We start from the raw sequence: 24,661 nt of genomic DNA on the forward strand, positions 1-24,661 counted from the left end.
TTGCCCTTCGGTGTGATAGCGCAGGCTGTAACGGTTTTTTTGTGTACGTCAAGCCCGCAGCAGTGTGGATAAACTACTTGCATAAACGTACATCCCTTCTACGGCTGTAAAATTCGAGGCTGGTGCAACAACCATATTCGGGTTAATCTACCTTGCGTGCTTGCCAAACGGCAGCGACAATCTGTGGTGCACCTGGTCGTTGTGATCAGTCTACCTGACGGGTTCGAAACACCATAGTTGTACGACCTACCTTCGCCAGCCGTAAAATAATTATAGCGTACAACCCTATTTTCATCATCTGATGGTGCCGCGGTCAGAGGCATGGGGGTCTAACTGGAAATCCTCCATCTATATTTCCTAAAAATGATGATATAGGACGAAGTATTCCATTTTAAATGTAGTTTTTCCAGTTAGTCTAGCGGCTTTCTACCATTCAATAGAATTTACCTGTATAAAATCCAGTTACATCGTCGGAATCACATCGAGGGAATAAGTAATTGGGTTGCCTAGGCGATTTTTAGTATAAATAGTTACCGCCCTAAATAGATTCACGAAAAAATAAGCTCGGCCACAACACCATAGTGATCGCTTGGAACTTTGTTCGCTATCGGTGTTGGCTCTGTTCCGAAAAGGCGCAGGCTTCTGACCACGGGCTCCGGATCTTGATACTGCGGGTCCTGCCTCAGCATAATCCAATCCACACGAGCAGGCATTTGCAGTGTATGAAGGCCGTTCCAGCGAGGATTTCGGGCAAAATCGAGGGTTGGTTGAGCCTGCAATCCTGTTCGCCATTGCTCATATTCGGCGAGATCCAGCCATTTAGCGGCACGGCCATTCAGCGATTGGCGCCCCTGCAGAAGCCTATGGATACTAGAATCGGGCAAATCATTGAAATCACCGCATAACCACTCCACAGTGTCCATTTCGGCCATAGAGTCGATCCAATCCAGTACAGCTCATATTTGAACTTCTCGGGTGAGCACACACCTCCAGTCCAGGTGAACATTCGTTATGCCGATGCGAACCGAATTGACCTGCAGGATAGCCCGGTAAGCGCAATAAACCGAAGGATTCGAATCGCTATCCCAAATCGCTTTTTCCATCACAAAAGGGTGTTTACTTAGTATCGCCAGACCTTCCCCGGCATCTTCCAGATCCGGATACGCCTGAAAGGTGACATAGGGATATCCCGTCTGTTCAGCGATATAGGCAGCAATCGGTTTTGACGAATAACCGGGGGTCTGTGTGGCAGCCTCCTGCAAAGAGATAACATCCGCATGAACCGAACCGATTTCTTCGCAGAGGGCGGCCAGTCTGCTGCTTAGCGTTCTTTCGTCGTTCCATATATTATAAGTAGCGATGATCATGTAATCGCCTCGTTCCTCAGCTTGCTCCAATAAGCCCAAGCTTCCAAATATTCTGGCAAATGTGAAGAATGGTACTTTAAGCATGTCGCAATTCTACAATAAAGCTGAACCAGCACCTCTTCCACCAACGACCGGTGATTATCCCACTGCCACAAGGAAGGGTGTAAGGTACGGGCCGCTTGCCGAAGTGTATCCATAGTCAAGTCGTCGGGAGACGAGCAAAAGGCGAAGAGAAAATCATAATGCGGAGGTCCGACCATTGGCGCTGGGTCGATGACGCCTCTCAGTACGGACGAATCAAAAATAAAATTATGTACCCCACAGTCCCCGTGCAGCAAATATGCCTGCAGATTGTCCGATCGGTATATGGCTTCAGGAAGCTGCTTAACCCAATCATGGTCGTCTTGTGGCAGCAAGCCTCCTATTTGATCACGAGCTTCCAAGATTCGCTGCTGCAGGAACGACGGCCATGAGTCGGCAAGAGGCTCATCCAGCCACCCCCAACCTTGGTCAGCACTGTCGCGTTGATATCGATTTATGAGCGACTCCGCCAAGGCGGACAGCCATTCTGATTTGGACCCCATCTCTTTATTGGCGGTTCCTTGAATATACTCATAGACGAAGAATTGATGAGCCGGATCGACAAAATGAAGCTTGGGGAAAATCAATCCTGTGTAGGTATGAAGAAAGCTTGCCACTAATTCTACGTGCTTAGGATCATCGATTTTCAGAACATATAACGGTTCGTCACGAAAGCCGACAGTGTATACTTTGCCCGCAGTCGTACCCGACATTTCCCGGTCCAAAATACATGCCGGTTGAAGAATTCCTTGATTCTTCAACTGAACGAGTATCGATTGCGCTTGAACATCACTCATCCACACCCTACCTTCCTTTGCTTCTGTCCAACGATCCTATCCTTTCCTATCATTGTACTTCTTCCCCGAAATTTTCAGATAGTAAAGATTGAACATAATTAAACTATCCTGTTCGAAACAGTTTTTTCGCAAACACTCTGCTCTTCTTACACTCTCCTTGCTCCTCCACTCAGGGGTATCGGGATAATTCATGATTTTTTTAATGATTAGTTTGTCATAAAGTAAGTATGAAGTCTTGGTAGCCTTCAGGAGTCGGTTTTCCGTCGGACACCTTGAGCGTTAGTTGCTCTGGAAAAGCCATAAAACTGACCTGGGTAGTCTTTCGACATACCGGGTAATCGCCCTCTTTGTGGCTTAGTATGGTCTTCATGGTTTGTTCGGACAACTGGCTTTGGGACAGCAAATCTTCGAGGGCAAGGTGTCGTTTATATCCTTCGGAGCTATCATTTCCGCCAACAATTCAGGAGCCGATTCATTCAGTCGATTGATCGTTTCTTCTATCTCTTTCTCTTGCCAATTCTGATCCGAATGCAGCAAATAACCGACAATTCCGTTTACCAAAGGCTTTAGTGATTGACCGTGCTGGAAGCCAATTTCATAAGGTGTCCCACGCAATGTAATTTTGAGCATTTTGTCCCCTCCATCAAACATTTCATATTCATCCGTAGTTCACATACGCTCAGGTGCAGGAAGACCGAGAACCGTTAATGCGTCGCCGATGGTTTCTTTGAATTTGCAGGTGAGCCAAAGCCTGAGCGCTTGTTTATCGCTATCCGCCTTTATTATAGGGCAAGCGGCATAGAAATTGTTGAACAAGGTAGCCAGCTCATGAGCGTAATTACATATCATATTTGGAGACAGTTCCTTACTGGCTGCATATAGCGTATCCTGCCAAGCAGCGATATGTCTGATTAATGAGTATTCCGCTTGCTCCATAGAACGGATTTCTTCCGGAACCATCGGTTGCATATTCAATTCGCGTTCGGCTTTATTTAAGAGGCTAGCCGCGCGAGCGTAAGAGTACATCAAGTAGACACCCGTATTTCCGGTTACTTCTGTCGCCTGCTGCATGTCAAAAACAACCTCGGTCAACAAGCTGAACCGAAGAAGATAGTAACGGATGGCGGCAGCGGCGATCATCCGGCTCGCTAGCCCGGTTTTATCCGAACGTTTGTTATCAATGATCTCTTCCATAAGATCAAGTAAATCGGAGATCTTGATCCCTATTCCTTGTCTTCCCGACATAGCATAAGAGGCTTTGCCATCCGATGTATCTATGCCTAGTTCCTTCGCGGCCCCCCGGACTTAATGAAACCACACCATAGCTGACATGACGAAGCTTCTCGGCTTGTTGGGTGTACCCCAGGATTTCAAGAGCTTGTTTCACCATGGCCTGGGGATATACTTGTCTATGGTCGATTACGTTGATGACGATATCCGCTTTGCCAAAGGAGGAATGGATTCCATGACCATTCGTCGTCCACAGTTCTTCCGAAAAGCGTTTATACAAGAAGTCCTTTTCCAGCAGCCCGAACTTCCATAGATGATAAGCGATATCTTTAGCGGTATAGGTCAAAATGCCGTTGGAACGGACCAAAACTTTGTCCATACTGTGTTCGGACTCTTTAGCTTCCGTTTCGGACGAGGGCTGTTTTAATACCCAGCATCCCTCCAGCTTGCCGGAAGTTTCCCGGTAAAACTGCGCCGTCTGCTGCAGTAAGCCGAATGCCGCCGCCCAGAACCCACCCCTGACAATATGGCTCTCCCAGACCAATAAATCATAGTGAATGCCAAACTCGCTCATCTCTTCGAGGTGTTCGCGTACAATCCGTTCAGCTATAAGAAATCCGATCCAGGATAAGTTCCCATTCCCCTCTTCCAGAGAATGAAGCACTTTAGTCCTTTGTTCCAGCAATGGGGTATTTTTTTCATACTCTCTATTAACCTCCGAGTAAATATCCCAGCAGAAGTCGCCAAAACGCGAGTGCTCTTTCTTATGGGGAACATTCAAAATACCTACAACCGTATCGGCAAGCTGATTCCCCAGGTCATCGATATAATTATGCACTTCGACATTAAACCCGACTCTTTTCAAGAGTCGTACAAGGGTATCGCCAATGCAAGAATTTCTCAGGTGACCGATGTGGGCGGATTTGTTCGGATTGATGGAAGTATGTTCAACAATGACCTTCTCACCATTATTCAGAGGCAGGGTGAATTCGCGGTGAGCCCATTCCTTCCAATCGATATGCATATTGATAAATCCCGGAGGAGCGACCTCGACGCGATGAAACAGGTTCTCGATATTCCCTTCCTCTTCCAGCTTGATTTTCAACATGTTTGCAATTTGCAGGGGTGCTTTACGTAAACTTTTGGCAAGCTGCATCGCAACGTTCGTTGAATAATCTCCATGTTCCAGATGAGCAGGCTGTTCGACATAAATGTTTACGTCATCGCTGTAGTCGAGACCGGCTTCGTCCAAAAGACTCCTTACCGACTTTGCGATGCTGTTTTGAAGCTGCTGACTGATCAACATTTAAAACCCTCCTCCTAAACTAAAAATAAAGCCTCCATCCCTATAAAAGAGACGAAGGCTTATGCGTTCGCGGTACCACTCTTGTTGTTAAACGTGTCGTTTAACCACTCCATAAGATAACGGTCTTGGCCGTGACTTCCTACTTACCATTCAGAAGCCATTCTCGCGGGTCCGTTTCCCTGCTCACTCCGTACCGGCTCTCACCTCTTCCGGCTCTCTTTGACTCGAGTCAACAGGTACTCTCCCGGTCATTAAATTTTGTGATATTTTGTAAAATAGTATATCTAAACCTTAATAAAGTCAATCTCCCGTCCACAAGCTCGAACCGTGTGGTTCGCCTTGTCATCAACCGGTCAGAAGGCTTTCTGCGAAAGCAACGTCTTTAATAAGCTTCGGATATTTTTCAGGGATTGAGCTGTCTTCCGCGCTCCAGCAGGCACCCATTGCCGTCTCCACATAAAGGCACTGCCTTATAATTTCATTTGGAAGGTTAAGGTTTTGTTCCAGTATGCCTATGATATCGTTAATTTTCTTAAACAATTCCGGAGTGATTTCATCGCCGAATTCATTTAATATAAACCGCGGAACATCAAATACGGGATCGCCTATTACGCCTTTAGGATCGATAATGAAATATTGTCCGTCCCGGCCGAGCAACAGATTATCGTGGTGCAAATCTCCATGAAGCAGCATCTGTTGTGAATATATCGAGGAAACCGATAAGCAGATCTCTTTTGCTTTTTTCATATAACCATACAATTCTTTACAATCATGCCGCGTGCTCATGTATTCTGTGATCCTGCCGACCCACTCTAGGTAAGTCGGGTATATTTCCGCATTGGCGGGCATAATGTGCAAGCCTTTATATATTGAGCAGAATACAGCTAGTCTCTTATCCAGTGAGCTCTCTTTTCTTAAAGGAATTCCCGGACGCACATCCTCTTCAAGGATGACGCCGTTGTCAATATCGGCATCAAACGCTTTGCAAAATCGTCCGCCGTTATATTCACATAAAGTGCTATACTCCGTAAAGATTTCTCGAAAAGCAGGGTTGCCTAATTTAAGCACTGCATTCCCGAAGGTTTCCGAGCAGCATCTAAAGATCAAGTTTGCGGAATAGGAAGGGATAAACTGAAAAGAGGTCAGCCTCCACTTGTCTGTATATTCTTCGATATCCCTAAGAACTTTCGCATAGAACTCTTGGCCAAAACGGTTAATGATATTTTCGGTTTCCTTGGGCTTGAAGCTGTAATGCTTGTTCATAAGAGCATCACCTCCGCTCCTGATCAATCAGGAACTTATTTCCATCTTTAGACTCAATTCTAACCTTTTTCAGCATGGAGTTCTATTGCATCCTTATTCCAGTTTAGAAAATCCGTTTGCACGGCACCAGCAGAAATTGAAAACAGATTTTCAAGGTAGCAGATACTTTATAGCGTGGAAAGTCCTTACTTCTTTCCAAATCAAGGAGTCCTTAAAAAATCCGTTAGACGAGTCTTCGGCTTAGTTAATCGGGACTGAGTCATTATAATTAATTACATATGACCTTAAGTTCAGTTTTTTTGCATCCAGCCATTTTGCATACATGTCGTAATATACCGGTCCATATAATAAGTTTTCCGGTAGTTGAGCAACTAACATAATTTCTTCAATCTCATAGCTCGGTAATTCGTATAATTCGGTAACTTTGACGAAGAACATCATGCCATAACTACCATTCATCAAATATACTGCAAACGGTGTTAATTCAAATTGTACCGCCCCTGTTTCTTCATATAATTCTCTACTTGCAGCTTGAATTAGATCTTCATTCTTTTCCCTCTTACCCCCGGGCAATTCCCATTGTTGACGTAGCTTATTCCGTATAATTATCAACTGGTTTTGATATTCGGCAATCATGACAACATATTTAATTTCATTAGAATTTATTTCATCAAGACCAAACCAAGTACACTCCATGATAAGCCCCTTTCGCCGATTCTAAACAGGGTAAAATCGTAATCGTCTAAATTATGAACTTTATGTTCAAATACGGCAATTACTACTATAATAGAACGTTTGTTTGCAAAAGACAAATTTCTTATTTCTGACAAGGGATTATCTACAAAGCTTATTCTCCAAGCGTAAGAGTTACAAATAAAGGCCTCGTACGGATTTATTTCATTTTATCCGTATTCTTCCTCTGTCAAATCCATATGGACACTCATGGCGGTTCGGCTGCCGTCAGCTGCGGCGAACACTACTTGGGAGGGTCCGATGTATGAGGCATCACCGGCGGCATAGAGTCCGGGAACCGAGGTTCTTCCCCCCTTATCCGTCTTGATCCCGCCCATATCCGTCCTTTCACAGCCCAATTGCTCAATGAATGGCGCGCTTTGAACAAATTTGGGGGATACGAAGCCGCCGGTTCTCGGAATTTCGGTCCCATCAGCGAATCGAATACGCTCAAGCCGCCCGTTGTGCCCGATGAACGACATAATAGGCTGCTCCATGATCGCGATTCCCCAGGATTGAAGCCGTTGTTTCTGCTCATCCGACAAGGTAGCCTTCCCGTTCGTGCAGACGATCAAATCCTTGCTCCAACTGAGGAGCAGTTTGGCTTTATGAAAGACGTCCGGATATTCGGAAACGACGGCGAGCGGTTGGTCCCGCAGCTCCCAGCCGTCACAATAGGGACAATTGAACAAACTCTTTCCGTATAGCGGATAGAAGCCTTCGATCTCCGGAAAAACTTCTTTCACGCCTGTTGCCAAGATCAGCTTTCGTGCTTGAACACGCTGTCCTGACAAATCGCATATTTCAAATCCGGATTCGATCCTGCCCACCGAGGCCACCTCGATTGGTAAATGTTCGACAGTAGGGTAACGGAGCACCTCCTCATAAGCAATGCGGCGGAATTCGGCCGGAGTTACGCCGTCTCTCGTAATAAAGCCGTGAGACGCATGCGTAACGGCATTCCTGGGCTGATTGTTATCGATCAAAGCCACACTTCTTCTTGCCCTGCCTAGCACTAGGGCCGCATTCAAGCCTGCAGGACCTCCTCCGATAATCGCGCAATCGTAAATCGTCATGAAATTCATCCTTTCTTATTGATTTCGAAGATATTAGAGACTCTTAATGTCTGTAATAAGAACAAGAAAACATGCTTTACCTCAACGAAACACCATCTTTCCTAAAAATATAAAAAGCTCACCTTAATCCTTTCAACTGCTTCTGGGCCAGATCGGCTAATTTTGTTTCTCTAAGATGCGACTCCATCTTCTCTTCGGCTTCCTTCATGACCGCTTGTATCAAGCACTCGTCGCTGTGGACGAAACCACATTCAAACATGGAGGCGGTGCCCTCAATAGCGTGGATAATATCCAGAAAAGTAATGTCGTCTTTGTTGCTGGACAACCGATAGCCGCCATTAGCGCCGGAAATCGATTCGATCATCCCCGCTTTTACGAGTCTCGTCAATATTTTGGATAGATAGGTCGGTGAAACGCCTTGGGACTCCGCCAGTTGCTGAACCCCTACCGGCTTGACCGGAGAAGCGGCAACGAGCATGAGCATGGTGTGCAGGGCGTAATTCGTCGCTTTTGTAAATTTCATGGAAGCACCTCACCTCATCACAGACTTATTGGGTCTATAATATCCTTGAATTTGCCGTTGTGTCAAGCTGTCTTCTTTTTTTGTAATATATCACGAATCGCTTCAACCTGCAGCTAAGCAACCATAACCATACCTATTCGTATGTTTAGTTAATGATTCATTATTTCCAGCATTTACAAAGGTCAAATTTGCTCGGTCATCCTCACTTTTTGCAGGATTTTTACAGCACTATATTGAAATTAATACTACTGTTTAATAGTCGGATGTTGGATGGCTGGATTGGCGGAGCATCGGCGGCCACCCGCCCCGAGTGTTAATCGTTCTCAGGAAGCGATACGGTTTCGCTTTTCACTGAAATTACTTATTCTAAGACAAAGGGCGGCGGATTGATATGATTAATATCCATACATTATTGTTAAACGCCTTTATTGTCCTTATTTCCATATTTCTTTATCAAGTCTTATGTCTGGATAGAGAAAAAGAAAAATACAAATCGTTCATAAGCCTGCTCCTGTTTTCCGCGACCAATCTTCTATGTATGACCTTCCCTATCCACATTTATTCGGGATTTTTCTTTGATTTGCGGTTCATTCCGGTCATCTTGTGCTTTTTCTACAGCGGGTATCGCAATCTGGTTATTATTACGGCAGTGCATCTGCTTTACCGGTATCTCTTAGGAGGCGGCGGATTCTATGCTTCTATCGAGGTAGCCTGTATTCTTATGCTTGGCTTGATGATTGCGGGGCCTTTTCGCGACTCTTTTTCCATACGCAAGAAAATGGCAATAGCTACTTTCTTTACGCTGTTCTATTCCATAATCGTCAGCATCTCCTCTATGGCCACCTTGGGACAATCAGAAATCTATATACGGTTTTTCCTTGAGTACATCGCCATTAACCTGATTACTATATGGATGTCTGTCTACTTACTTGAAAATCTGATAGAGAAATCCCGTCTGAAAAAAGAGATTCGGCAAGCAGAGAAGCTGTCCTTATTCGGCAATCTTACCGCCTCCATTGCACATGAGATCCGAAACCCTCTGACGGTAGTGAACGGTTTCCTGCAGCTATTGATCGAAAATCGGGGGACGGAACAGCAAAACCGGGAGTATCAGCAGCTGATGAAACAGGAACTCGAAAGAGCTCTATCGATCATTACCCAGTATTTGTCCATTGCGAAGCCTGACCCCGATATCACCGAACCGCTTGAACTGGGGAAAGTCATCGCGCAAGTCACGAGGACCATGTCTCCCTATGCCAACCTTAACAAGGTTGAAATTCACAGCTTGATCCCGCCTGGTCTTCATTTGGTGGCCGACCTGGCCAAAATAAAGCAATGTTTTATCAATATTATGAAAAACGGAATTGAAGCCATGGAGGACGGCGGCGTTCTCCAGATTAACGCTGTGAAGAGGAAGAACGAACTCGTCATAGATATTACTGATCAAGGGGTCGGAATGACTCAGGAGGAAATAGACAGACTGGGTATGCCGTTCTATTCCACGAAGGAGAAGGGAACCGGTCTTGGAACGATGTACAGCTACAGCATTCTTAGAGGAATGGGAGGAAGAGTGGAAGTGAATAGCAAGAAAGGAGCGGGAACGAGGGTGACTCTAATCATCCCTGTCCCGCAAGAGTCTCCTGTTGAATGATATATCTTGAGCAGTTGTCTGTACGAAGGTTTCCCATTGCCCCCATTCCTTTAATTATCTATACTGGTAATATCATACTGTTGACCGTACCTCTATCTGGGGTTATCCGTATCTGCTTGTAGGCGTAACATTTCCCGGCTTTCAAAAGAATGGGGAGGTGCCTAATGAGTTGGAGTAACTTTAAGTCCAAACTGCTGCTGCAGTACATTTGGTCCTATCTCTTAATCTTTCTTATTCCTCTAATTATACTTACCTTCTTCATCTACCATAATGCCGTCCAAAATTTACGCGCCGAGATCGAGCATTCTTTTGTCAACCAGTTGAACCAGGTCAAGCACAACATCGATGCGCGTATGACCGAGCTTCGGGAATTGCAACCCGGATGGCTTACGATGAACGACTGACTCCATATATGGTCAGCCATCCTTATTATTCCCGCGACGCCATTCTAACCCTCGAGAAGTATAAAGCGAACAGCTCGATCCTGGAAGAAATCTTCTTGTATTTCCGCAAAGATAACGTTATCTACTCATCCCGCGGCCTGACGAATCTTGATGTGCTGTTCGATCAATCCTATTCATTCAAGGACTGGAGCAAGGAAGAGATCATCGACGATTTGAATAATGTCGCTTACCCGGTAGTACGCCCGGCGGGTTCAGTAAACACCAACGTGCATCTTGAAAAATCATTGCTGGCTTATCTAGTTCCGATCATGCCGAACCATTCTTATCCACATGGCACAGTCCTGTATTTAATGGAGGAATCCCGGCTTACGGGACTGATGGACTCCATCCTTAATGATTTTAAAGGGAATAGCTACATATTTGACCAGGACGGCCGAGTGCTTGCCCGAAATAACCACGGTGCTCCCATACCAACGGAAGAACTGCACGTCCTCCCGGAATTGAGCCCGGGCACCCACAGCTTGAAGCTGAACAACCAATCGCACTCTGTTGTGGCCGTCAAGTCGAGCTTCAATGACTGGACCTACGTGACCGCTATACCGAGCGACCAATTTTTCAGTCATGTTTTCCATATCCAGACCTTCTTTTTGCTTGCCTTTGCCATCGTTGTCTTGGTCGGGACATTCGCAGCCGTTATCCTCGCCAAGAGGCAGTATCACCCTATTCACGATTTGCTGGAATTTGCCAAGCTGAAGGCGGACTCCACCGCCCCCGCTCTGACGAAATCCCCCAATGAACTGGATTGGATTCGCCAGATGCTGCATAACTACAGTACCCGTGTCGATCTTCAGGAGCCCTATGCCAGGAACCAGTTTTTGCTTATGCTGTTGACGCACGGGTTGCCTGAGGAACAGCAAGCGGGGCAGCTCTTGAAGATGTTCGGCGTGCAATTGGTTGGTGACCGTTACTTCGTCATTTCCATGGCTTGGGACGAATATCCCGGCTTATCGGAGCCATTCCAGGATCGCCAGAAAATTATCCATCTGTTGACGGAAGTGAGTATTCCCGAATATAAAACGCTGGTTTATGGCGTTGAGCTACCGCAGTCCGATCAAATTGCACTCATTATCTGCATGGCTGGAACAACAGATCACGGCCATTCGCCGAATCGGCGGATCGAGCGGATCGTGGAAGCCTTACGTGCTATCGTGATGGAGAACTCGCATCTGATTCCGTCCTTCGGGATCGGCAAGTGCTATTCGAGCCCCGGGATGCTGAACCAATCCTATATTGAAGCCTCCTCGGCGCTGGAATACCGCATGGCCAGCGGCAAGGGCAGCACGACTTACTTCGAGAAGCTCTCCGATACTCCGCATTCAACCTACTGGATTCCGAAGGATGCGCTGCTCAAGCTGGTCCAAAGCTTGAGGCACGGCAACGAAACCGTCGCGATACAAATGATCCGTACAATCTTTGCCAACATCAAGTAGCAGAAGCTGTCATTAGCTTTTTTGCGCTGCATTTGCTTCGATCTCCTGAACACCCTCCTCAAGACGGCGTCGGAGCTGGGAATGGCCGAATTTGTCCGGGATATCCCGAACATGACCTCCTTCGAATCACTGGAGGAACTGGAAAATAAGCTGGGAATGTTCGCCGCGCAAATTTGCAAGCAGGTCGAAATGAACACGGAAACCAAACAGCACTCGATCATGGATGAGATCATCGCTCAGGTCGATGAGGAGTACACCGACTACCAGCTCAGCCTGGATAAGCTCGCGCAGAAACATTCTATCTCGTCCTCTTACTTGAGCCGCGCCTTCAAAGAGCGGACGGGATGCAATTTCTCGCAATACGTTTGGCAGCGCAGAATGGAAGAAGTGAAACGACTGCTGCTGACGACCGGCGATCCGCTGAAGGATATTATCGCCCGGGTCGGCTATCTGGACGCGCCTAATTTCATTCGCAAATTCAAGAAGGTGACCGGATATACACCAGGGCAGTATCGAAAGTTGCATACGGCACGTGAAAAGACATTGCTATATGCAGATGATGAATAGCCGAATCTTAATGCTTTATTTCGAATCCCAACGGTCATAGGCGGCCTGGTAGATTTCCACAACCCGATCCGCTCCCATTTTCTTCAATTGATCGCTATACTTATCCCAGTTGCTGAGCGGCTCTTGGCCCGTAACGAACTTCGCTTCCATCTGTTTCACATAAGTATCGAGATCCGAGCGCAATCTGGATGTTTCCTGCTGCTCCTCCTGTGTCTGGTATACTTTTGGATAAGGGACTTTGGCGTACGGCACCAGCTTCTCCAAGGTTTCTTTATCCAGCCAATCATCGAATTCGCCTCTCAGTCCTTGGCTCACCTTGGCATCCGCTACTCCCGGCGTCACAATGCCGTAGTCGGGAGTCAGCGTTGCCCTGTAGTCTTCCCGGTCGCCACCGCCAGGAACGGGCAGCCATTCTTTGATCTGCTTCTCTTTGTCCTTATACTTCCATAGGATTCCTTCCGGACCTTGGCCGAACAACGTCGCCCCTTCATAAGTATACAGGTAATCGATCCAGCGCATGGTCGCTTCCGGGGACGGATTGCTGCTCGTAATCGCGAACGCACCCGTTGACAGGCCGGGATGCTTGCCGTAAACCGGGGCATCGACCATGTCGCTCTTCACAGGCAGCATCATCGGATCGTCCGTGCCCGGCTCCCCGCCTAACGTGAAGTATGGATGATAGTCGGAGAACAGCGCCACTTGATTGTTTTTCCCTTTGGCTTTCTTCTGATCGTCCGTTTGGGAGAAGGTTTCCTTATCCAGCAGGCCTTCGTTCCACAGCCGGTTCAGAAAGGTCAGATAGCCCTTATATCCTTCTTCCATCGGAGTATAATGAACTTTACCGTCTTTATCGGCATAGATCACTTCGCCGTAGATTCCCCAGAAGCCCAGCATGAACATCCGAATATCATCCAGCTTGACGGACACGAGCGGAATTTCGTCCTGCTTGCCGTTGCCGTTCGGATCTTCTTCCTTAACCCTTTTCAGATAGGTGTACAGCTCTTCCGTAGTCTCCGGCAGTTTATCCATGTTGAGCGCTTTCAGAAATTTGCCGTTATACCACATAGGGCCCCGATACCAGACAGCGGACAGGTCGATGCGCGGCAGGGAGTATATATGCCCATCCGGCGTCGTAATCGATTTGCGAATGTCCGGGTGTTTATCCAGCACCTTCTTAATGTTCGGTGCGTACTGGTCGATCAATTCCTCCAGCGGCACAAGAAGCCCCTGTCCCCCATAGTTGACTTCCTCGGCCGACGTAATCTGTGCCGCATAGAAAATATCCGGCAAATCTCCGCTGGCGAAGACCAGGTTCTTCTTCGTATCGAAGCTGTCCAGCGGGGCATTGCGGAACTGCAGCTTGATGCCCGTCAGCTTCTCCATTTCCTGGAATACGACCATATCCTGCCAGTTCTGAATTCCGACATCGGGTCCCATCATCGTTAAGGAGAGCGGTTCGTTCACGATCGGGAATCCTTCTTTATTAACATGGCTTCCCGAGACCGGATCCTTATGCTCCGGGTTGTCTGCTCCCTGCTTGTCGGGTGAACTGCAACCCGCCAACACTGTCATGAGCATTGTCGCAGCCAGCGCAGCCGCCCGCATGTTGATAAGCTGTTGCATGCTTGCTTCCTCCCTTATTCTGTTCATGATTTGAAAAGCATCCGACACCAAAGCAATTGTGTGAAGAATGGGGTTCCAGATCAAGGAATCAGCCTTTGACCGAACCGATCATAACCCCTTGCACAAAGTACCTCTGCACAAATGGATAGACGACGATAACCGGCAGCGACGATACAATAATTACTGCATATTTCACGAGCGCGGCTACTTCCGCCTTGTTGTTCATAGCCGCTGCGACCGATGAATCGATCGCCGCTCCTTTGGTCATGGCGGACATCTCCTGCAGAACGAGAATCTGGCGCAAAATCATTTGCAGTGGGTATTTCGTTTCTTCGTTCAAATAAATGAGCGCTCCAAAATAGCTGTTCCAATGCCCGACCCCATAGAACAAAGCCATAACGGCAATGATTGGCGTCGACAGCGGCAGGACGACCTTGACGAACAGTCTGAGATTGGTGCAGCCGTCGATGTGAGCGGCCTCCTGCAATTCCTTCGGAATCGTTGATTGGAAGAAGGTGCGGGCGACGATGATATTCCATACGGACGCAGCTCCCGGCAGGATGAGCGCCCACATGGTGTTGACGAGCCCCAAATTTTTGACAAGCAGGTATCCGGGTACCAGACCGCCGCCGAAAAACATGGTAAACAAAAACATCCCCATGAAGAAGTTTCGTCCGATAAAATCTTTACGGCTCAATGCATAGGCCGCGGGCAGCGTGACAAACAAATTGACTGCCGTCCCCACCAGCGTATAGATGATTGTATTTTTGTAGCCGGACCATATTTTGGCGTTCTCGAATACCCTCATATAGCCTTCGAACGTTATTCCCTTAGGAAATAACCACATCTCCCCCGAATTGACCAGCTTCGGATCGCTGATCGATGCGCTGATAATATACAGAATCGGGTACGCCACAATGATGAAGGCCAATACAAGATATATATAGTTGAAGACGATGAAAATTTTATCCGCTTTCGTTTCTTTCACGGCGGCTGCCATACAGCACCCCCTCCTTTACCACAAGCTGGTTTCGTTGGTGCGGCGCGCAATTTGATTGACAGTAACGAGCAATATGGCATTAACTACCGAATTAAATAAGCCTACTGCCGTGGAGAAGCTGTATTGGGCATCCAACAGACCGGAACGATAAACGAAAGTGGAAATAACATCCGAAGCTTCCATGTTAAGGGGGTTCTGAAGGAGTAATATCTTTTCAAAACCAACGCCCAGAATACTGCCCATGTTCAGGATGAGCAAAATCGTAATGGTAGGAATGATGGCCGGAATATTGATATTCCAAATTCTCTGCCAACGGCTTGCGCCATCCATAATGGCCGCCTCATAAAGCTGTGGATCCACCCCGGACAGGGCAGCCAGATAGATAATCGTTCCCCATCCTGTACTCTGCCAGACGCCGGACAGGACGTACACCGTCTTGAACCAGGCCGGATCGGTCAGGAATGCCGGCGCATCGATTCCTAGAAAATTCAACATATGAATAATGATTCCCGTCGTTGGCGATAAGAACGTGATAATAATGCCGGCCATCACGACCACGGAAATAAAATGAGGCGCATAGGTAACGGTTTGCACAGCTCTTTTGAAAAAAACATTCTTGGCTTCATTAAAGGATAACGCCAGAATGATGGGAAGCGGAAAGCCAACCGCTAATTCGTACAGGCTGATACTGAGCGTATTCCACAGCAGATCCCAGAAATAGTAGGAGTTGAAAAATCGTTCGAAATGATCGAATCCTACCCAAGGGCTTCCCAAAATTCCCTTCGTGGGAATAAAGTTTTTGAAAGCGATCTGTATTCCATACATAGGGACATAGTGAAAGATCAGGAAGTAAAAGAACGCTGGGGCAATAAACAAATAGAGCTCCCAGTTTTTGAGCAGCTTTCTCCGGAACGACTTTCTCTTGCTTAACTTGTCGTCGACCTTGACGGGTTCCAAATTCACGGCAAGAGTGTTCCTTCCGTTGTCTCGCATCGGATCCTCCCTCCTTGGCAAGTGTTCCAGTACATTGTCGTTATGCATAACGCCGCGCCCTTTAGGATAGCGCTTTCAATCAAGATTGTAGACAATTTCTATGAAGAACGTAAATATGTCGATTATGTATTGTCAGTGTTATCGGATAAATTCGCGTGGGGGCCGGATTTGACGCTACCGCTCTCCCCCTTCTGCCCGCCGCAAATACCGTAAAATTGGTCATAATTGATGTGGGGATACCAAGTCAAAATCTACATATGTTTCGTTTCGGAAAAGGCCTTATATGGGGTAGGGATCAAATGAAGACATGTAGCGCAGCAACAACGCGCACCGGGGGAGGCGCGCGTTGTGAAAGACCGGTGATTTGGGAAGCGGTTGTTAATCATTTGCGATTGACTCGTTCCCTCTTATCCTTGTTGGGACAGCTCAGCTTTGTGTAATCCTCTTTGTTTGTTTAGAACGAGTCATTCTATAGGAGCGGTTCTATGCCCCCACCTTATAAATTCTCTCCGCAGCGTTTCATAAATCGCATAATAACGACGGTCAGAATAATGGAAAAGACAAACAAAGCAATAATTAAAATAAAAGCTAACGGCGGAATGATAAACATAACGATGGCCAAAATAGCGGCCACCTGCAGCAGCAGGTATTGCGTCCACCTCTTCTCCGCCTCTTCGTAGATCTGTGTCTTCCCCTGGTGGTTGGCCATCTCCTTAATCCCCATGAACAAATGATGGACAAGGATCAGACCCAGTATTAACGAAACGATTCCGATAAGTAGACCTAATAGGTTGAAATGAACTCCACCGTCCGTATTAGGCTGTTCATAGATGCTGAAAATAGATACGGCAATCATGACGAGATTCAGGGTTCCCGCCTTTTTGAAATAGGGGCTGTGTCCGGCCAACGTGCTGAATCCTACGGCAAACAAAATATAACCGATGATATCCGGCAAAATATCAAAGCCTTGGACTCTAAAATCAATCATGATGAACAGAAAACCCCAGAATAGCTTGTCAAAGCCCGCTTTTACCATTCCCTAACCTCTCTTCTCTTCCGCCATAGACGATATCCATTGACGATTTCTAATGGTACGGTCTCCATTATATAGCAAAACACTGACAGAAAGTCAGTGTTTTTTACCACATTAGAAAGTTTAAGTTCATTAAAGCATTAAAATGGAACAACTTTCTAATTGGCATAAAAAGCTTCCTTTAAAACCGGGTTATTCGTCTTCGAAGAGGCTCCGTTAGGAGCTTTTTTTATGACATCCAACCTCAATTTATTAACTCATCTTTCGAAAAGGGCCCCTGATGTCATTAACCATTTCTACTCTGCCCGTATACTTGTGCGAATGCCGTTCGTTTGCCGTTCAAGCTCAAGCAGCTCCGATTTCAGATCGATCCCCCCGCGATAGCCGACCAACTTAGCATTCTTTCCGATCACCCGATGACACGGAACGAAGATCGGCAGCGGATTGTTTGCATTCGCGGCACCGACGGCTCGGACCGCCTTCGGGCGCCGGACAGCGTCGGCCAATTCCGAATAGGACCTGGTTTGTCCATACGGAATTTGGCGCAGCTCATTCCATACCTGCTGCTGGAACGGGGTTCCCCCGGGGTCGAGCGGGCTTTCGAACCGGGTTCGAATCCCGTGAAAATATTCATCCAGCTCCCGGATATAGGAGGCTAGCCGGTCATCGCTGCGCACCATGCGCGCCCTAGGATACCGCTTGATTATTTGCCGCTCCAGTCGAATAAAGGATTCGTTCGGCAGAGTTATGCAGCAAAGCCCTCGCTCGGACGCGGACAGATAAAATTGTGAGCGGCCCCGGGAATACGGAGCCCAGTAAATGACCTCTTGGTTGCTGTTCATATGGGTCGCCTCTTTTCTACTGCGTTGGCTGCAGCATATTTGTGCAACTGGCGATATTCCGAAGGCGAATACCCCATGCTCTCACGGAAAACGGTTGTGAAATGGGAGGCTGTGCGAAAGCCGGTGGCCAGGGCGATGTCGGTGATGTTCAGACCGGGTTCCTTCAGCTTCTCCACCGCGGTTTGGATCCGGATGTTCCGCAAATATTCGGCCGGTGTCATCCCGGTTACCCTCCGAAACGTGCGATGCAAATGCGAGGAGCTTGTATGCAGCACCTCTGCCAGTCTGTCCAGTGTCAAAGGTTTGTCATATTCACTCTCGATAAGCTCGGTTACGCGAATAGCCATCTCTCCATCCGGCCCATACCGGATGGGATAATCCGGCCGGCATCGCTTGCACGCCCGAAAGCCTGACTTGCGGGCTTCCTCGGCAGTGGCAAATATGCGGGTATGCTCCTTCTTCGGGGTTTTGGACCGGCATGAAGGCAGACAATAGATTCTCGTTGATGCGACTCCATAGTAGAATCGGCCGTCGAAAGCGCCGTTGCATTCCACAATGGCCTTCCAATACTCCTCGTTCATACGATGACACCTCCCGATTTTCATTATAGGGTTTCGGCGGGAGAATGTTAATGCTGCGAGAATAAGAGAGCAAAAATCCGAAAGTCGATGAAGCATCGATTAACGAAGAACGAACGGGATTGGCTCAGCTTGCCGGTCAACTTTATAAGGAGGAGAATGTTATCGCTTGCTTCTCTTTCACTCGTAAGCGGCCTCCGACAAATGCCGTGTAAGCTCCCGAGCGTCCTCCAGCTCATCCAAGCTTAATATGATCTCTAAAATATCCGAAGCACGCGGACCTTTCACGATACGGTTAAACTTGTCCAGCAGCTCCTCCTCCGTTACCGGATGGTCCGGCGAACCTTTCGGGCAATCCCCGATTTCGCTGACCTTCTCCCCGTTCTTCAAGGTTACGATAACCTGCGTATATTTTACGTTGTCGGGAACTTCGAACACACGCGAACGTTTCATTTTCTGCATATATGCCCGAATCTCCTCACGGATCGGAACCCGTTGAAAATCGTCCGGATTTAAGCCTTGTCCGCTCAGGATCAACGCTGCGATATATTCGATGCTGAATCTGCCCTCTTCCCCGTTGTCGGGCCGCTGATTAATCAATGCGGCATCGCTGTTATGCGTAAAGATGAACTTTATATCCCTGATCTGCTGGAAGGGAATCGGACCGATTTTCTCCAATGCATCCAGCCCATAGTAGGCTCCCGAGCAGAATGGATACAGCTTGAACCATAACCCGGGCGTAACGATGCGCAACGTATGCCCGTTATCTTGAAGCAGCCACTGGCGGGCATGATTCCATCCTTGGCCGAATACGTTAAAGAAACCAAGCTTCCCATCCAGGCTTGTCTGGTTCGATTGAAAATCGGCGTCCGTCAAGAGCAGCGATCTCACCGCCGAGGATGCGGCCAAGCCGGCATGCAGCGGTTTGGTCTCCGTTCCGAAGTGGACGCGCAGCCCGCTGGCCTGAGTCGCGGCTAAACCGAGTGCCGAACAGGCCTCCTCCACCGTATACGACTTGAAATAAGCACCGGCAAGAGTGGCCGCCAATACACCGGCGGTACTCGTATTGTGGAAGCCCTTCTCATAATGTTCGCTCGACAAGGCTTGAGCAATCCGGGCCATGGCCTCGACACCGATGATGTAAGCTTCCAACAAACGGCGGCCTGTCATGCCGGCATCACATAACGCCAATAAAGCAGGCAAAATGACAGAGCTGGGATGCCCGCGCACTTCGATATGAACATCGTCGTAGTCCAAAGCGTGTCCCATAAAGCCGTTGATAAGTGCAGATTGGGAAGGAGAAACCTTCATCGGATGAAACAGCACGGGCGCGAGCGGATGCCCTCCTTCCAGTCTGGCCATCCGTATGAGCTTGGTCACCCCCGTATCCTCCTTGCCAGCGTAAGAGGAGGCGATATAATCCACGAGGCCGTACTTTGCTTTTTCCAAGCCTTCCTCGGAAAAGGGAGTTTCCCACAGCTTTTTTACAAACGAGTATGTGACTGTCTCTTTATCCATCGTTCATGCTCACCTTCACTTTCAATAGATTGAAGCAGAAAAAAAAGAAGCTGCGAAAGTACCAGGTATCTGGCTCCTCCACAGCACTCCTTGGGAAACAATCAACTCGGATTCGAATCAGAACCTAGATGCTTAAGGAATTGCTTGGTCCGTTCCTCCCGCGGTTGATTGAAAAATTCTTTGGACGTCCCTTGCTCCACAATGTTGCCATTTGCTATAAAAATGACATGATCGGACACTTCACGGGCAAAATCCATTTCATGCGTTACGATAATCATTGTTGTTTTCATCTCTGCAATCGACTTCATGACCTGCAGCACCTCCGAGACCAGCTCGGGGTCCAGGGATGATGTCGGCTCGTCGAACAATATGGCGTGCGGCCTCATAGCAAGGGCGCGGGCGATGCTGACTCGCTGCTGCTGGCCCCCCGAGAGAGTTGCCGGGTAATTGTCTTTCTTGCTTTCCAGCCCGACCTGCTTCAGCAATTCCATGCCGATCTCGTTCGCTTCTTTCTTAGGCATTTTCTTCACAACGATCAAGGATTCCGTAATATTTTGCAGGGCCGTTTTATTTTTGAACAGATTATAGTTCTGGAACACCATCGCTGTTTGCGAACGCAATTGCTGAATTTCCTTGCGCGTGCAGCTTTCCGCATTCAATCGCGCATTTCCGATTTCAATCAAACCGGCATCAGGCTTCTCCAGGAAATTCAGGCAGCGGATCAACGTCGATTTGCCAGACCCGGAAGGGCCGATGATCGAGAGCACTTCCCCGTCCTTCACTTCGAGATCGATCCCGTTCAAGACCACCAAGTCGTTGAAGCTCTTTCTTAAATTAGTGACTTTTATCATAATCATTCACCTTTATGTCTTGTATGGGCGATCCAAAAATTTTTCCAGCCGTTCCTGCAGATAGGAATAGACGACAATCAGTCCCCAATAGATCAAGGCAACCGCCAGGTAAGCTTCAAAGAAGCGGAACGATTCTGCGGCCTGCATTTTGGCCTCGGCGAAAATTTCCACAACCCCCAGGGTAAAAGCGAGGGAGGTTTCTTTAATGAGACTGATAAAAATGTTACCCGTAGCCGGCAGTGCAATACGTGCCGCTTGAGGCAGAATAACCCGGCGGTAAGCCTGCATCTTCGTCATACCGCCAGTCAGACAGGCTTCCATCTGACCTTTCTCCACTGCCAGGAAGGCCGCGCGGAAAATTTCCGCCAGGAAGGCCGCCTGCTTGAATCCAAAACCGATAATGGCCGCGGTTACGGCATCCATTTTCGAGAAGAACGGGAACAGCTGCGGCAGTCCGTAATAGATCAGAAACAATTGGACAAGCATCGGAATGGCGCGGAAAAATGAAATATAAACGCCGGCCAGCGACCGCAATACTTTGAGCTGACTATTGCGGATTAAGGCCAGAACCAAACCGATGACTACCGCGATAATCATGGAAACAACCGCGATCAACAGTGTAATCGGAATGTACTTGGCTATTTTGGGCAGCAGCTCGAAAATATAGGATGGATCAAAATTCATGTCTTATCACTCACTCGCAATAGAGCAAGACCATTACTTCGCTTTTGTTGTAATATCTTCTCCATAGTATTTTATCGAAAGCTCCTTCAAAGTTCCGTCTTCTCTTAATTTCTTGATCTCTGCGTTGATTTGCTCGATCAAAGCGTTATTCTCATCCTTCTTTACAAAAGGAAATCCAATATCTTCATAATGGAACGGATCGCCGACGAACTTCAAAGGCAGGTTATTTTTCTTGATTTCAGCCAGCAGAGAAGCTTTGGCATTGACATAGCCGTCTACCCGTTTGTTCAGGACATCATTTTGGGCACCGTCACGATTTTCATAGGTACGAACATCGATTTCCCCGTTCACATCAAATTTTTGCAGGTTTTTAACGTTTTGCGAGCCCAAGACGCCGGATACGGTTTTGCCCTTCAGATCATCCAGCGAATTAATGTTGTCGTTGTCTTGATGCGTTACGATCGTAATTCCGGCGAAAGAGTAGGCATCGGTGAAGGCATATTTTTCTTTCCGTTCACTTGTAACCGCGACTGCATTGGCAATGGTATCGATTTTACCGGTTTCCAATTGGCCCAATAATCCGCTGAAATCGGAATTTGTCCATTTAACGGTATAACCGAGATTGTCCGCTATCTTCTCAATGACTTCCACATCAAAGCCGACCAGCTTGTCCCCTTCTTTATAGCTGTTGGGATAGGACTGTCCGGTTGCACCCACGCGAAGGACCTTCTCCCCTCCGCTGTTCCCCGAGCTTCCGGAGTTCGAGCCCGAGCATGCGGTCGCCAGCAAGCTTATTACTAATAATGAAAGCAAAACCGAATAAAATTTTCTCATGTAGGACTTCCCCTTTTTATCGTGTAATTTCAATCATGAAGCTATTAGCTGCCGGAAATGACGGGGCACTCCGGCTTGTTATTTATTTAACCACATTAAACATTAATGCTATTGAATGAAAAAATCATTCCCAGTTAATTTCTGTCTTCCGGATTAACCTTAACAAAATCTTTCTTCATGTATATCGTTATATGACCGCGCCCCAGATCCTTCGATCCTTGAATTTCATAATGGCGCCGCTTATACATCTCAATCAGCCAAGGATGACGGTCTGCCGTGCCCAGTGAGACGGCCGGGGACTTCAATGTATCCCGGATCATCACTTCCTCGCACCAGGTGATCATTTCGCGGCCGACCCCTTTGCGCCCGACATCCGGATCGCTGGCGAACCACCAAAGATGGGGTACGCCGAAAGGACCAGGCGACGGTCCCCACGGCATTCTCGCCGAGATGGTCGAGACAATTTTCCCGTCCTCCTCCATAACGAAACACATATTCTCGCGGATGTTCTTCCTGACCAAATCCAGATCAGCCGTAGCCGCGGCGAAGTTAATGCCAAGCTGGCGAATCGGCTCGTAAGCGCGCAAGGTCAGTTCCAAGAGAGCAGGCGCATCCTCCAGGGTCGCCATTCGGAAATCAGCCATGCTGTTCCTCCTCCTTCAGCCAGCCTGATGCTTCGGCCGCCGCCAGCACCCGATCTACCGTCTGCGGGGCGGAGCCCAGGTAGGTGGAAGGATCGAGGAGCTTCTCCAGCTCTTCCTGGCTGACGACTTCCCGGATTCGAGGATCGTCCAGCAGCACCTCGCGGAACGGAATCCCTTCTTCCACGCTCTTCATACACAGCTCATAGATAACCTCATGGGCGGTCTGCTTGCCCAACGGCTTCGCCAGAGCAAACATCACGCGCTCAGAAAGGAGGAGTCCGCCGAGCTGGTTCAAATTCCGCAGCATGTTCTCCGGCTTCACGACCAGTCCGGCGAGGATAGCCTTGGCGGAAGCCAATTGTGCGGCAAGGTAGATGCAGCTTTCCGGCAGTGCGATCCACTCCCCGCGCCAGGACATCGCATCGCGCTCGTGCTCGACAATCATCGATTCCTGAACAAGAGCAACATTGTAGCGGATCGGCTTGGTGAGGCTGGCGAGCCCTTCCAGCGCCGCCGGATTCCGCTTGTGCGGCATCGTCGATGAGCCGATTTTGCCGGAGGTGAACGGCTCTTCCACCTCATCCAGCTCCGTGCGCATTAAATTGTAAAATTCGTTCGCCATTTTACCTAGGGTGCCGCTGATCATTCCCAACAGACCGGCATACTCGGCCGAGCGGTCCCGCGACGAATGCCAGCAGATATTGGGTGCTTGCAGTCCCAGCCGCTCCATCGTCCGGCGTTCCACTTCCGGTCCCAGCGGGCCGAACGAAGCGTAGGTCCCTACACCGCCTCCCAAAACGCCGGCGAATACCCGGGATTCCGCTTCGCGCAGCCGATCCAGATGACGGATCATCTCATCGAGTACGACCGCGACTTTGAAGCCGAAGGTAGTCGGAAGTCCCTGCATGCCATGAGAGCGCCCGGCAATCGGAGTTGTTCTATGCTCTTGGGCCAGCCTGGCCAGCTCGCGGGCTACGGCCCGAACATCGCGCACGATGATTTGATGGGCTTCCTTAAGCTGCAGCATCATCCCCGTATCCACGATATCCTGCGTAGTTGCGCCGTAATGGACCCACTCACCGTGCTCGGGCCCGCAGAGCTTCTGCAGCGCCTTCAGAGTAGGCATTAAGGAATGCTTGACCTTCAGTACTTCCTGCGCAATTTCAGGAATATTCATGAGCTCTGCTTTCGCCTTGGAAGCAATCGTTTGCGCCGCTTCAGCCGGGATAAGCCCAACCTCCGCTTCCGCAAGCGCCAGGGCCGCTTCAACGTCCAGGTGCTTCTGCAGGCGGTTATCGTCAGACCAGACCTCGCGCATTTCCGCGGTGCCGAAATTATTTTGAAGCATGAACATATCGATTACATGTGATGGCATATTAGCTTTCCTCCCAGATGTCAGGTAAATTCTATGAAATCCGTTACAGGCCCGGCACTCCTGGGCCTGTCCGAAGATGATGAAAAGTATTATCAAAGGATTTCGGGGCTGCCGTTAGATCGGCCCCTTATTTCCCGAATGACGCAGAATAAACAGACGCATGTCTCCTCTGTGAACCGGCAGTCTTGCCGGGCAGTTG

Annotated in this window: 24 protein-coding genes, 1 pseudogene and 1 other annotated feature; of the genes and pseudogenes, 4 read left to right on the plus strand and 21 right to left on the minus strand. The window is 48.3% G+C overall.

The window, feature by feature from the left end; all coding sequences use genetic code 11:
* Nucleotides 1–548 precede the first annotated feature (548 nt).
* The 9 genes and pseudogenes from ACTHRH_RS04660 to ACTHRH_RS04700 form a co-directional block, all read right to left on the minus strand.
* A complete protein-coding gene (locus ACTHRH_RS04660; protein ID WP_440414309.1) occupies nt 549–932 on the minus strand; it encodes an endonuclease/exonuclease/phosphatase family protein in 384 nt (127 codons plus the stop codon).
* A gap of 24 nt (nt 933–956) precedes the next feature.
* Nucleotides 957–1,367, minus strand: coding sequence for an endonuclease/exonuclease/phosphatase family protein (locus tag ACTHRH_RS04665; RefSeq protein ID WP_440414311.1), 411 nt, complete (start codon nt 1,365–1,367; stop codon nt 957–959).
* The gene (locus ACTHRH_RS04670; protein WP_440414313.1) at nt 1,364–2,245 is read right to left on the minus strand and encodes a phosphotransferase; all 882 of its coding nucleotides are present in this window, start codon (nt 2,243–2,245) and stop codon (nt 1,364–1,366) included. Before ACTHRH_RS04670 ends, ACTHRH_RS04665 begins: the two co-directional genes overlap by 4 nt.
* A gap of 366 nt (nt 2,246–2,611) precedes the next feature.
* Nucleotides 2,612–2,875, minus strand: a complete 264-nt coding sequence (locus ACTHRH_RS04675; RefSeq protein ID WP_440414315.1) for a hypothetical protein — start codon at nt 2,873–2,875, stop codon at nt 2,612–2,614.
* 39 nt (nt 2,876–2,914) lie between these two features.
* Nucleotides 2,915–4,778 (minus strand): annotated as a pseudogene (locus ACTHRH_RS04680) (arginine--tRNA ligase).
* A 47-nt stretch (nt 4,779–4,825) separates the two neighbouring features.
* Nucleotides 4,826–5,042 (minus strand) — a binding site (T-box leader).
* Nucleotides 5,043–5,126: 84 nt separating this feature from the next.
* The gene (locus ACTHRH_RS04685) at nt 5,127–5,849 is read right to left on the minus strand and encodes an aminoglycoside phosphotransferase family protein (protein ID WP_440414317.1); all 723 of its coding nucleotides are present in this window, start codon (nt 5,847–5,849) and stop codon (nt 5,127–5,129) included.
* A gap of 435 nt (nt 5,850–6,284) precedes the next feature.
* Nucleotides 6,285–6,740 (minus strand): NUDIX hydrolase, encoded by a 456-nt coding sequence (locus ACTHRH_RS04690; RefSeq protein WP_440414319.1) that lies wholly within the window; start codon nt 6,738–6,740, stop codon nt 6,285–6,287.
* 206 nt (nt 6,741–6,946) lie between these two features.
* Nucleotides 6,947–7,852, minus strand: coding sequence for an NAD(P)/FAD-dependent oxidoreductase (locus tag ACTHRH_RS04695; protein ID WP_440414321.1), 906 nt, complete (start codon nt 7,850–7,852; stop codon nt 6,947–6,949).
* A gap of 118 nt (nt 7,853–7,970) precedes the next feature.
* Nucleotides 7,971–8,375, minus strand: a complete 405-nt coding sequence (locus ACTHRH_RS04700) for an Rrf2 family transcriptional regulator (RefSeq protein ID WP_440414323.1) — start codon at nt 8,373–8,375, stop codon at nt 7,971–7,973.
* 391 nt (nt 8,376–8,766) lie between these two features.
* Between ACTHRH_RS04700 and ACTHRH_RS04705 the strand changes: the two genes are divergently transcribed.
* From ACTHRH_RS04705 to ACTHRH_RS04720, 4 genes are all read left to right on the plus strand, one after another.
* Nucleotides 8,767–10,026 carry an ATP-binding protein gene (locus ACTHRH_RS04705; RefSeq protein ID WP_440414325.1) on the plus strand — a complete coding sequence of 420 codons (1,260 nt, stop codon included), beginning with the start codon at nt 8,767–8,769 and terminating at the stop codon, nt 10,024–10,026.
* A gap of 164 nt (nt 10,027–10,190) precedes the next feature.
* The gene (locus ACTHRH_RS04710) at nt 10,191–10,430 is read left to right on the plus strand and encodes a hypothetical protein (protein ID WP_440414327.1); all 240 of its coding nucleotides are present in this window, start codon (nt 10,191–10,193) and stop codon (nt 10,428–10,430) included.
* Nucleotides 10,409–11,920, plus strand: a complete 1,512-nt coding sequence (locus ACTHRH_RS04715; RefSeq protein ID WP_440414329.1) for a hypothetical protein — start codon at nt 10,409–10,411, stop codon at nt 11,918–11,920. Before ACTHRH_RS04710 ends, ACTHRH_RS04715 begins: the two co-directional genes overlap by 22 nt.
* Before the next feature lie 81 nt (nt 11,921–12,001).
* Nucleotides 12,002–12,487, plus strand: coding sequence for a helix-turn-helix domain-containing protein (locus tag ACTHRH_RS04720; protein WP_440414331.1), 486 nt, complete (start codon nt 12,002–12,004; stop codon nt 12,485–12,487).
* A 15-nt stretch (nt 12,488–12,502) separates the two neighbouring features.
* Here ACTHRH_RS04720 and ACTHRH_RS04725 read toward each other — a convergent pair whose 3' ends face one another.
* The 12 genes from ACTHRH_RS04725 to purB form a co-directional block, all read right to left on the minus strand.
* A complete protein-coding gene (locus ACTHRH_RS04725) occupies nt 12,503–14,110 on the minus strand; it encodes an extracellular solute-binding protein (protein ID WP_144941128.1) in 1,608 nt (535 codons plus the stop codon).
* Nucleotides 14,111–14,198: 88 nt separating this feature from the next.
* Nucleotides 14,199–15,110: a carbohydrate ABC transporter permease gene (locus tag ACTHRH_RS04730; RefSeq protein ID WP_379287531.1), complete on the minus strand. Its 912-nt coding sequence runs from the start codon at nt 15,108–15,110 to the stop codon at nt 14,199–14,201.
* A gap of 15 nt (nt 15,111–15,125) precedes the next feature.
* The gene (locus ACTHRH_RS04735) at nt 15,126–16,103 is read right to left on the minus strand and encodes an ABC transporter permease (RefSeq protein ID WP_440414334.1); all 978 of its coding nucleotides are present in this window, start codon (nt 16,101–16,103) and stop codon (nt 15,126–15,128) included.
* Nucleotides 16,104–16,599: 496 nt separating this feature from the next.
* A complete protein-coding gene (locus ACTHRH_RS04740) occupies nt 16,600–17,139 on the minus strand; it encodes a hypothetical protein (RefSeq protein ID WP_379287535.1) in 540 nt (179 codons plus the stop codon).
* Between the two features lie 293 nt (nt 17,140–17,432).
* Nucleotides 17,433–17,978: a methylated-DNA--[protein]-cysteine S-methyltransferase gene (locus ACTHRH_RS04745; protein ID WP_379287537.1), complete on the minus strand. Its 546-nt coding sequence runs from the start codon at nt 17,976–17,978 to the stop codon at nt 17,433–17,435.
* Entirely contained in the window at nt 17,975–18,559 is a 585-nt protein-coding gene (locus ACTHRH_RS04750; RefSeq protein WP_186328489.1) for a bifunctional transcriptional activator/DNA repair enzyme AdaA, read from the minus strand. The genes ACTHRH_RS04745 and ACTHRH_RS04750 overlap by 4 nt, the downstream gene beginning before the upstream one ends.
* 177 nt (nt 18,560–18,736) lie before the next feature.
* Entirely contained in the window at nt 18,737–20,074 is a 1,338-nt protein-coding gene (locus ACTHRH_RS04755) for an MmgE/PrpD family protein (protein ID WP_440414337.1), read from the minus strand.
* A 101-nt stretch (nt 20,075–20,175) separates the two neighbouring features.
* Nucleotides 20,176–20,925, minus strand: a complete 750-nt coding sequence (locus ACTHRH_RS04760; protein ID WP_440414339.1) for an amino acid ABC transporter ATP-binding protein — start codon at nt 20,923–20,925, stop codon at nt 20,176–20,178.
* 12 nt (nt 20,926–20,937) lie between these two features.
* Entirely contained in the window at nt 20,938–21,609 is a 672-nt protein-coding gene (locus ACTHRH_RS04765; RefSeq protein WP_144941112.1) for an amino acid ABC transporter permease, read from the minus strand.
* A gap of 33 nt (nt 21,610–21,642) precedes the next feature.
* A complete protein-coding gene (locus ACTHRH_RS04770) occupies nt 21,643–22,443 on the minus strand; it encodes an amino acid ABC transporter substrate-binding protein (RefSeq protein WP_144941110.1) in 801 nt (266 codons plus the stop codon).
* 134 nt (nt 22,444–22,577) lie between these two features.
* A complete protein-coding gene (locus ACTHRH_RS04775; RefSeq protein ID WP_144941108.1) occupies nt 22,578–23,087 on the minus strand; it encodes a GNAT family N-acetyltransferase in 510 nt (169 codons plus the stop codon).
* The gene (gene purB, locus ACTHRH_RS04780; RefSeq protein WP_440414342.1) at nt 23,080–24,462 is read right to left on the minus strand and encodes an adenylosuccinate lyase; all 1,383 of its coding nucleotides are present in this window, start codon (nt 24,460–24,462) and stop codon (nt 23,080–23,082) included. Before purB ends, ACTHRH_RS04775 begins: the two co-directional genes overlap by 8 nt.
* Between the last annotated feature and the right edge of the window lie 199 nt (nt 24,463–24,661).

It is taken from the genome of Paenibacillus sp. SAFN-117 (genome assembly GCF_051966115.1).
In the GTDB taxonomy this organism is placed as follows: domain Bacteria; phylum Bacillota; class Bacilli; order Paenibacillales; family NBRC-103111; genus Paenibacillus_L; species Paenibacillus_L residui.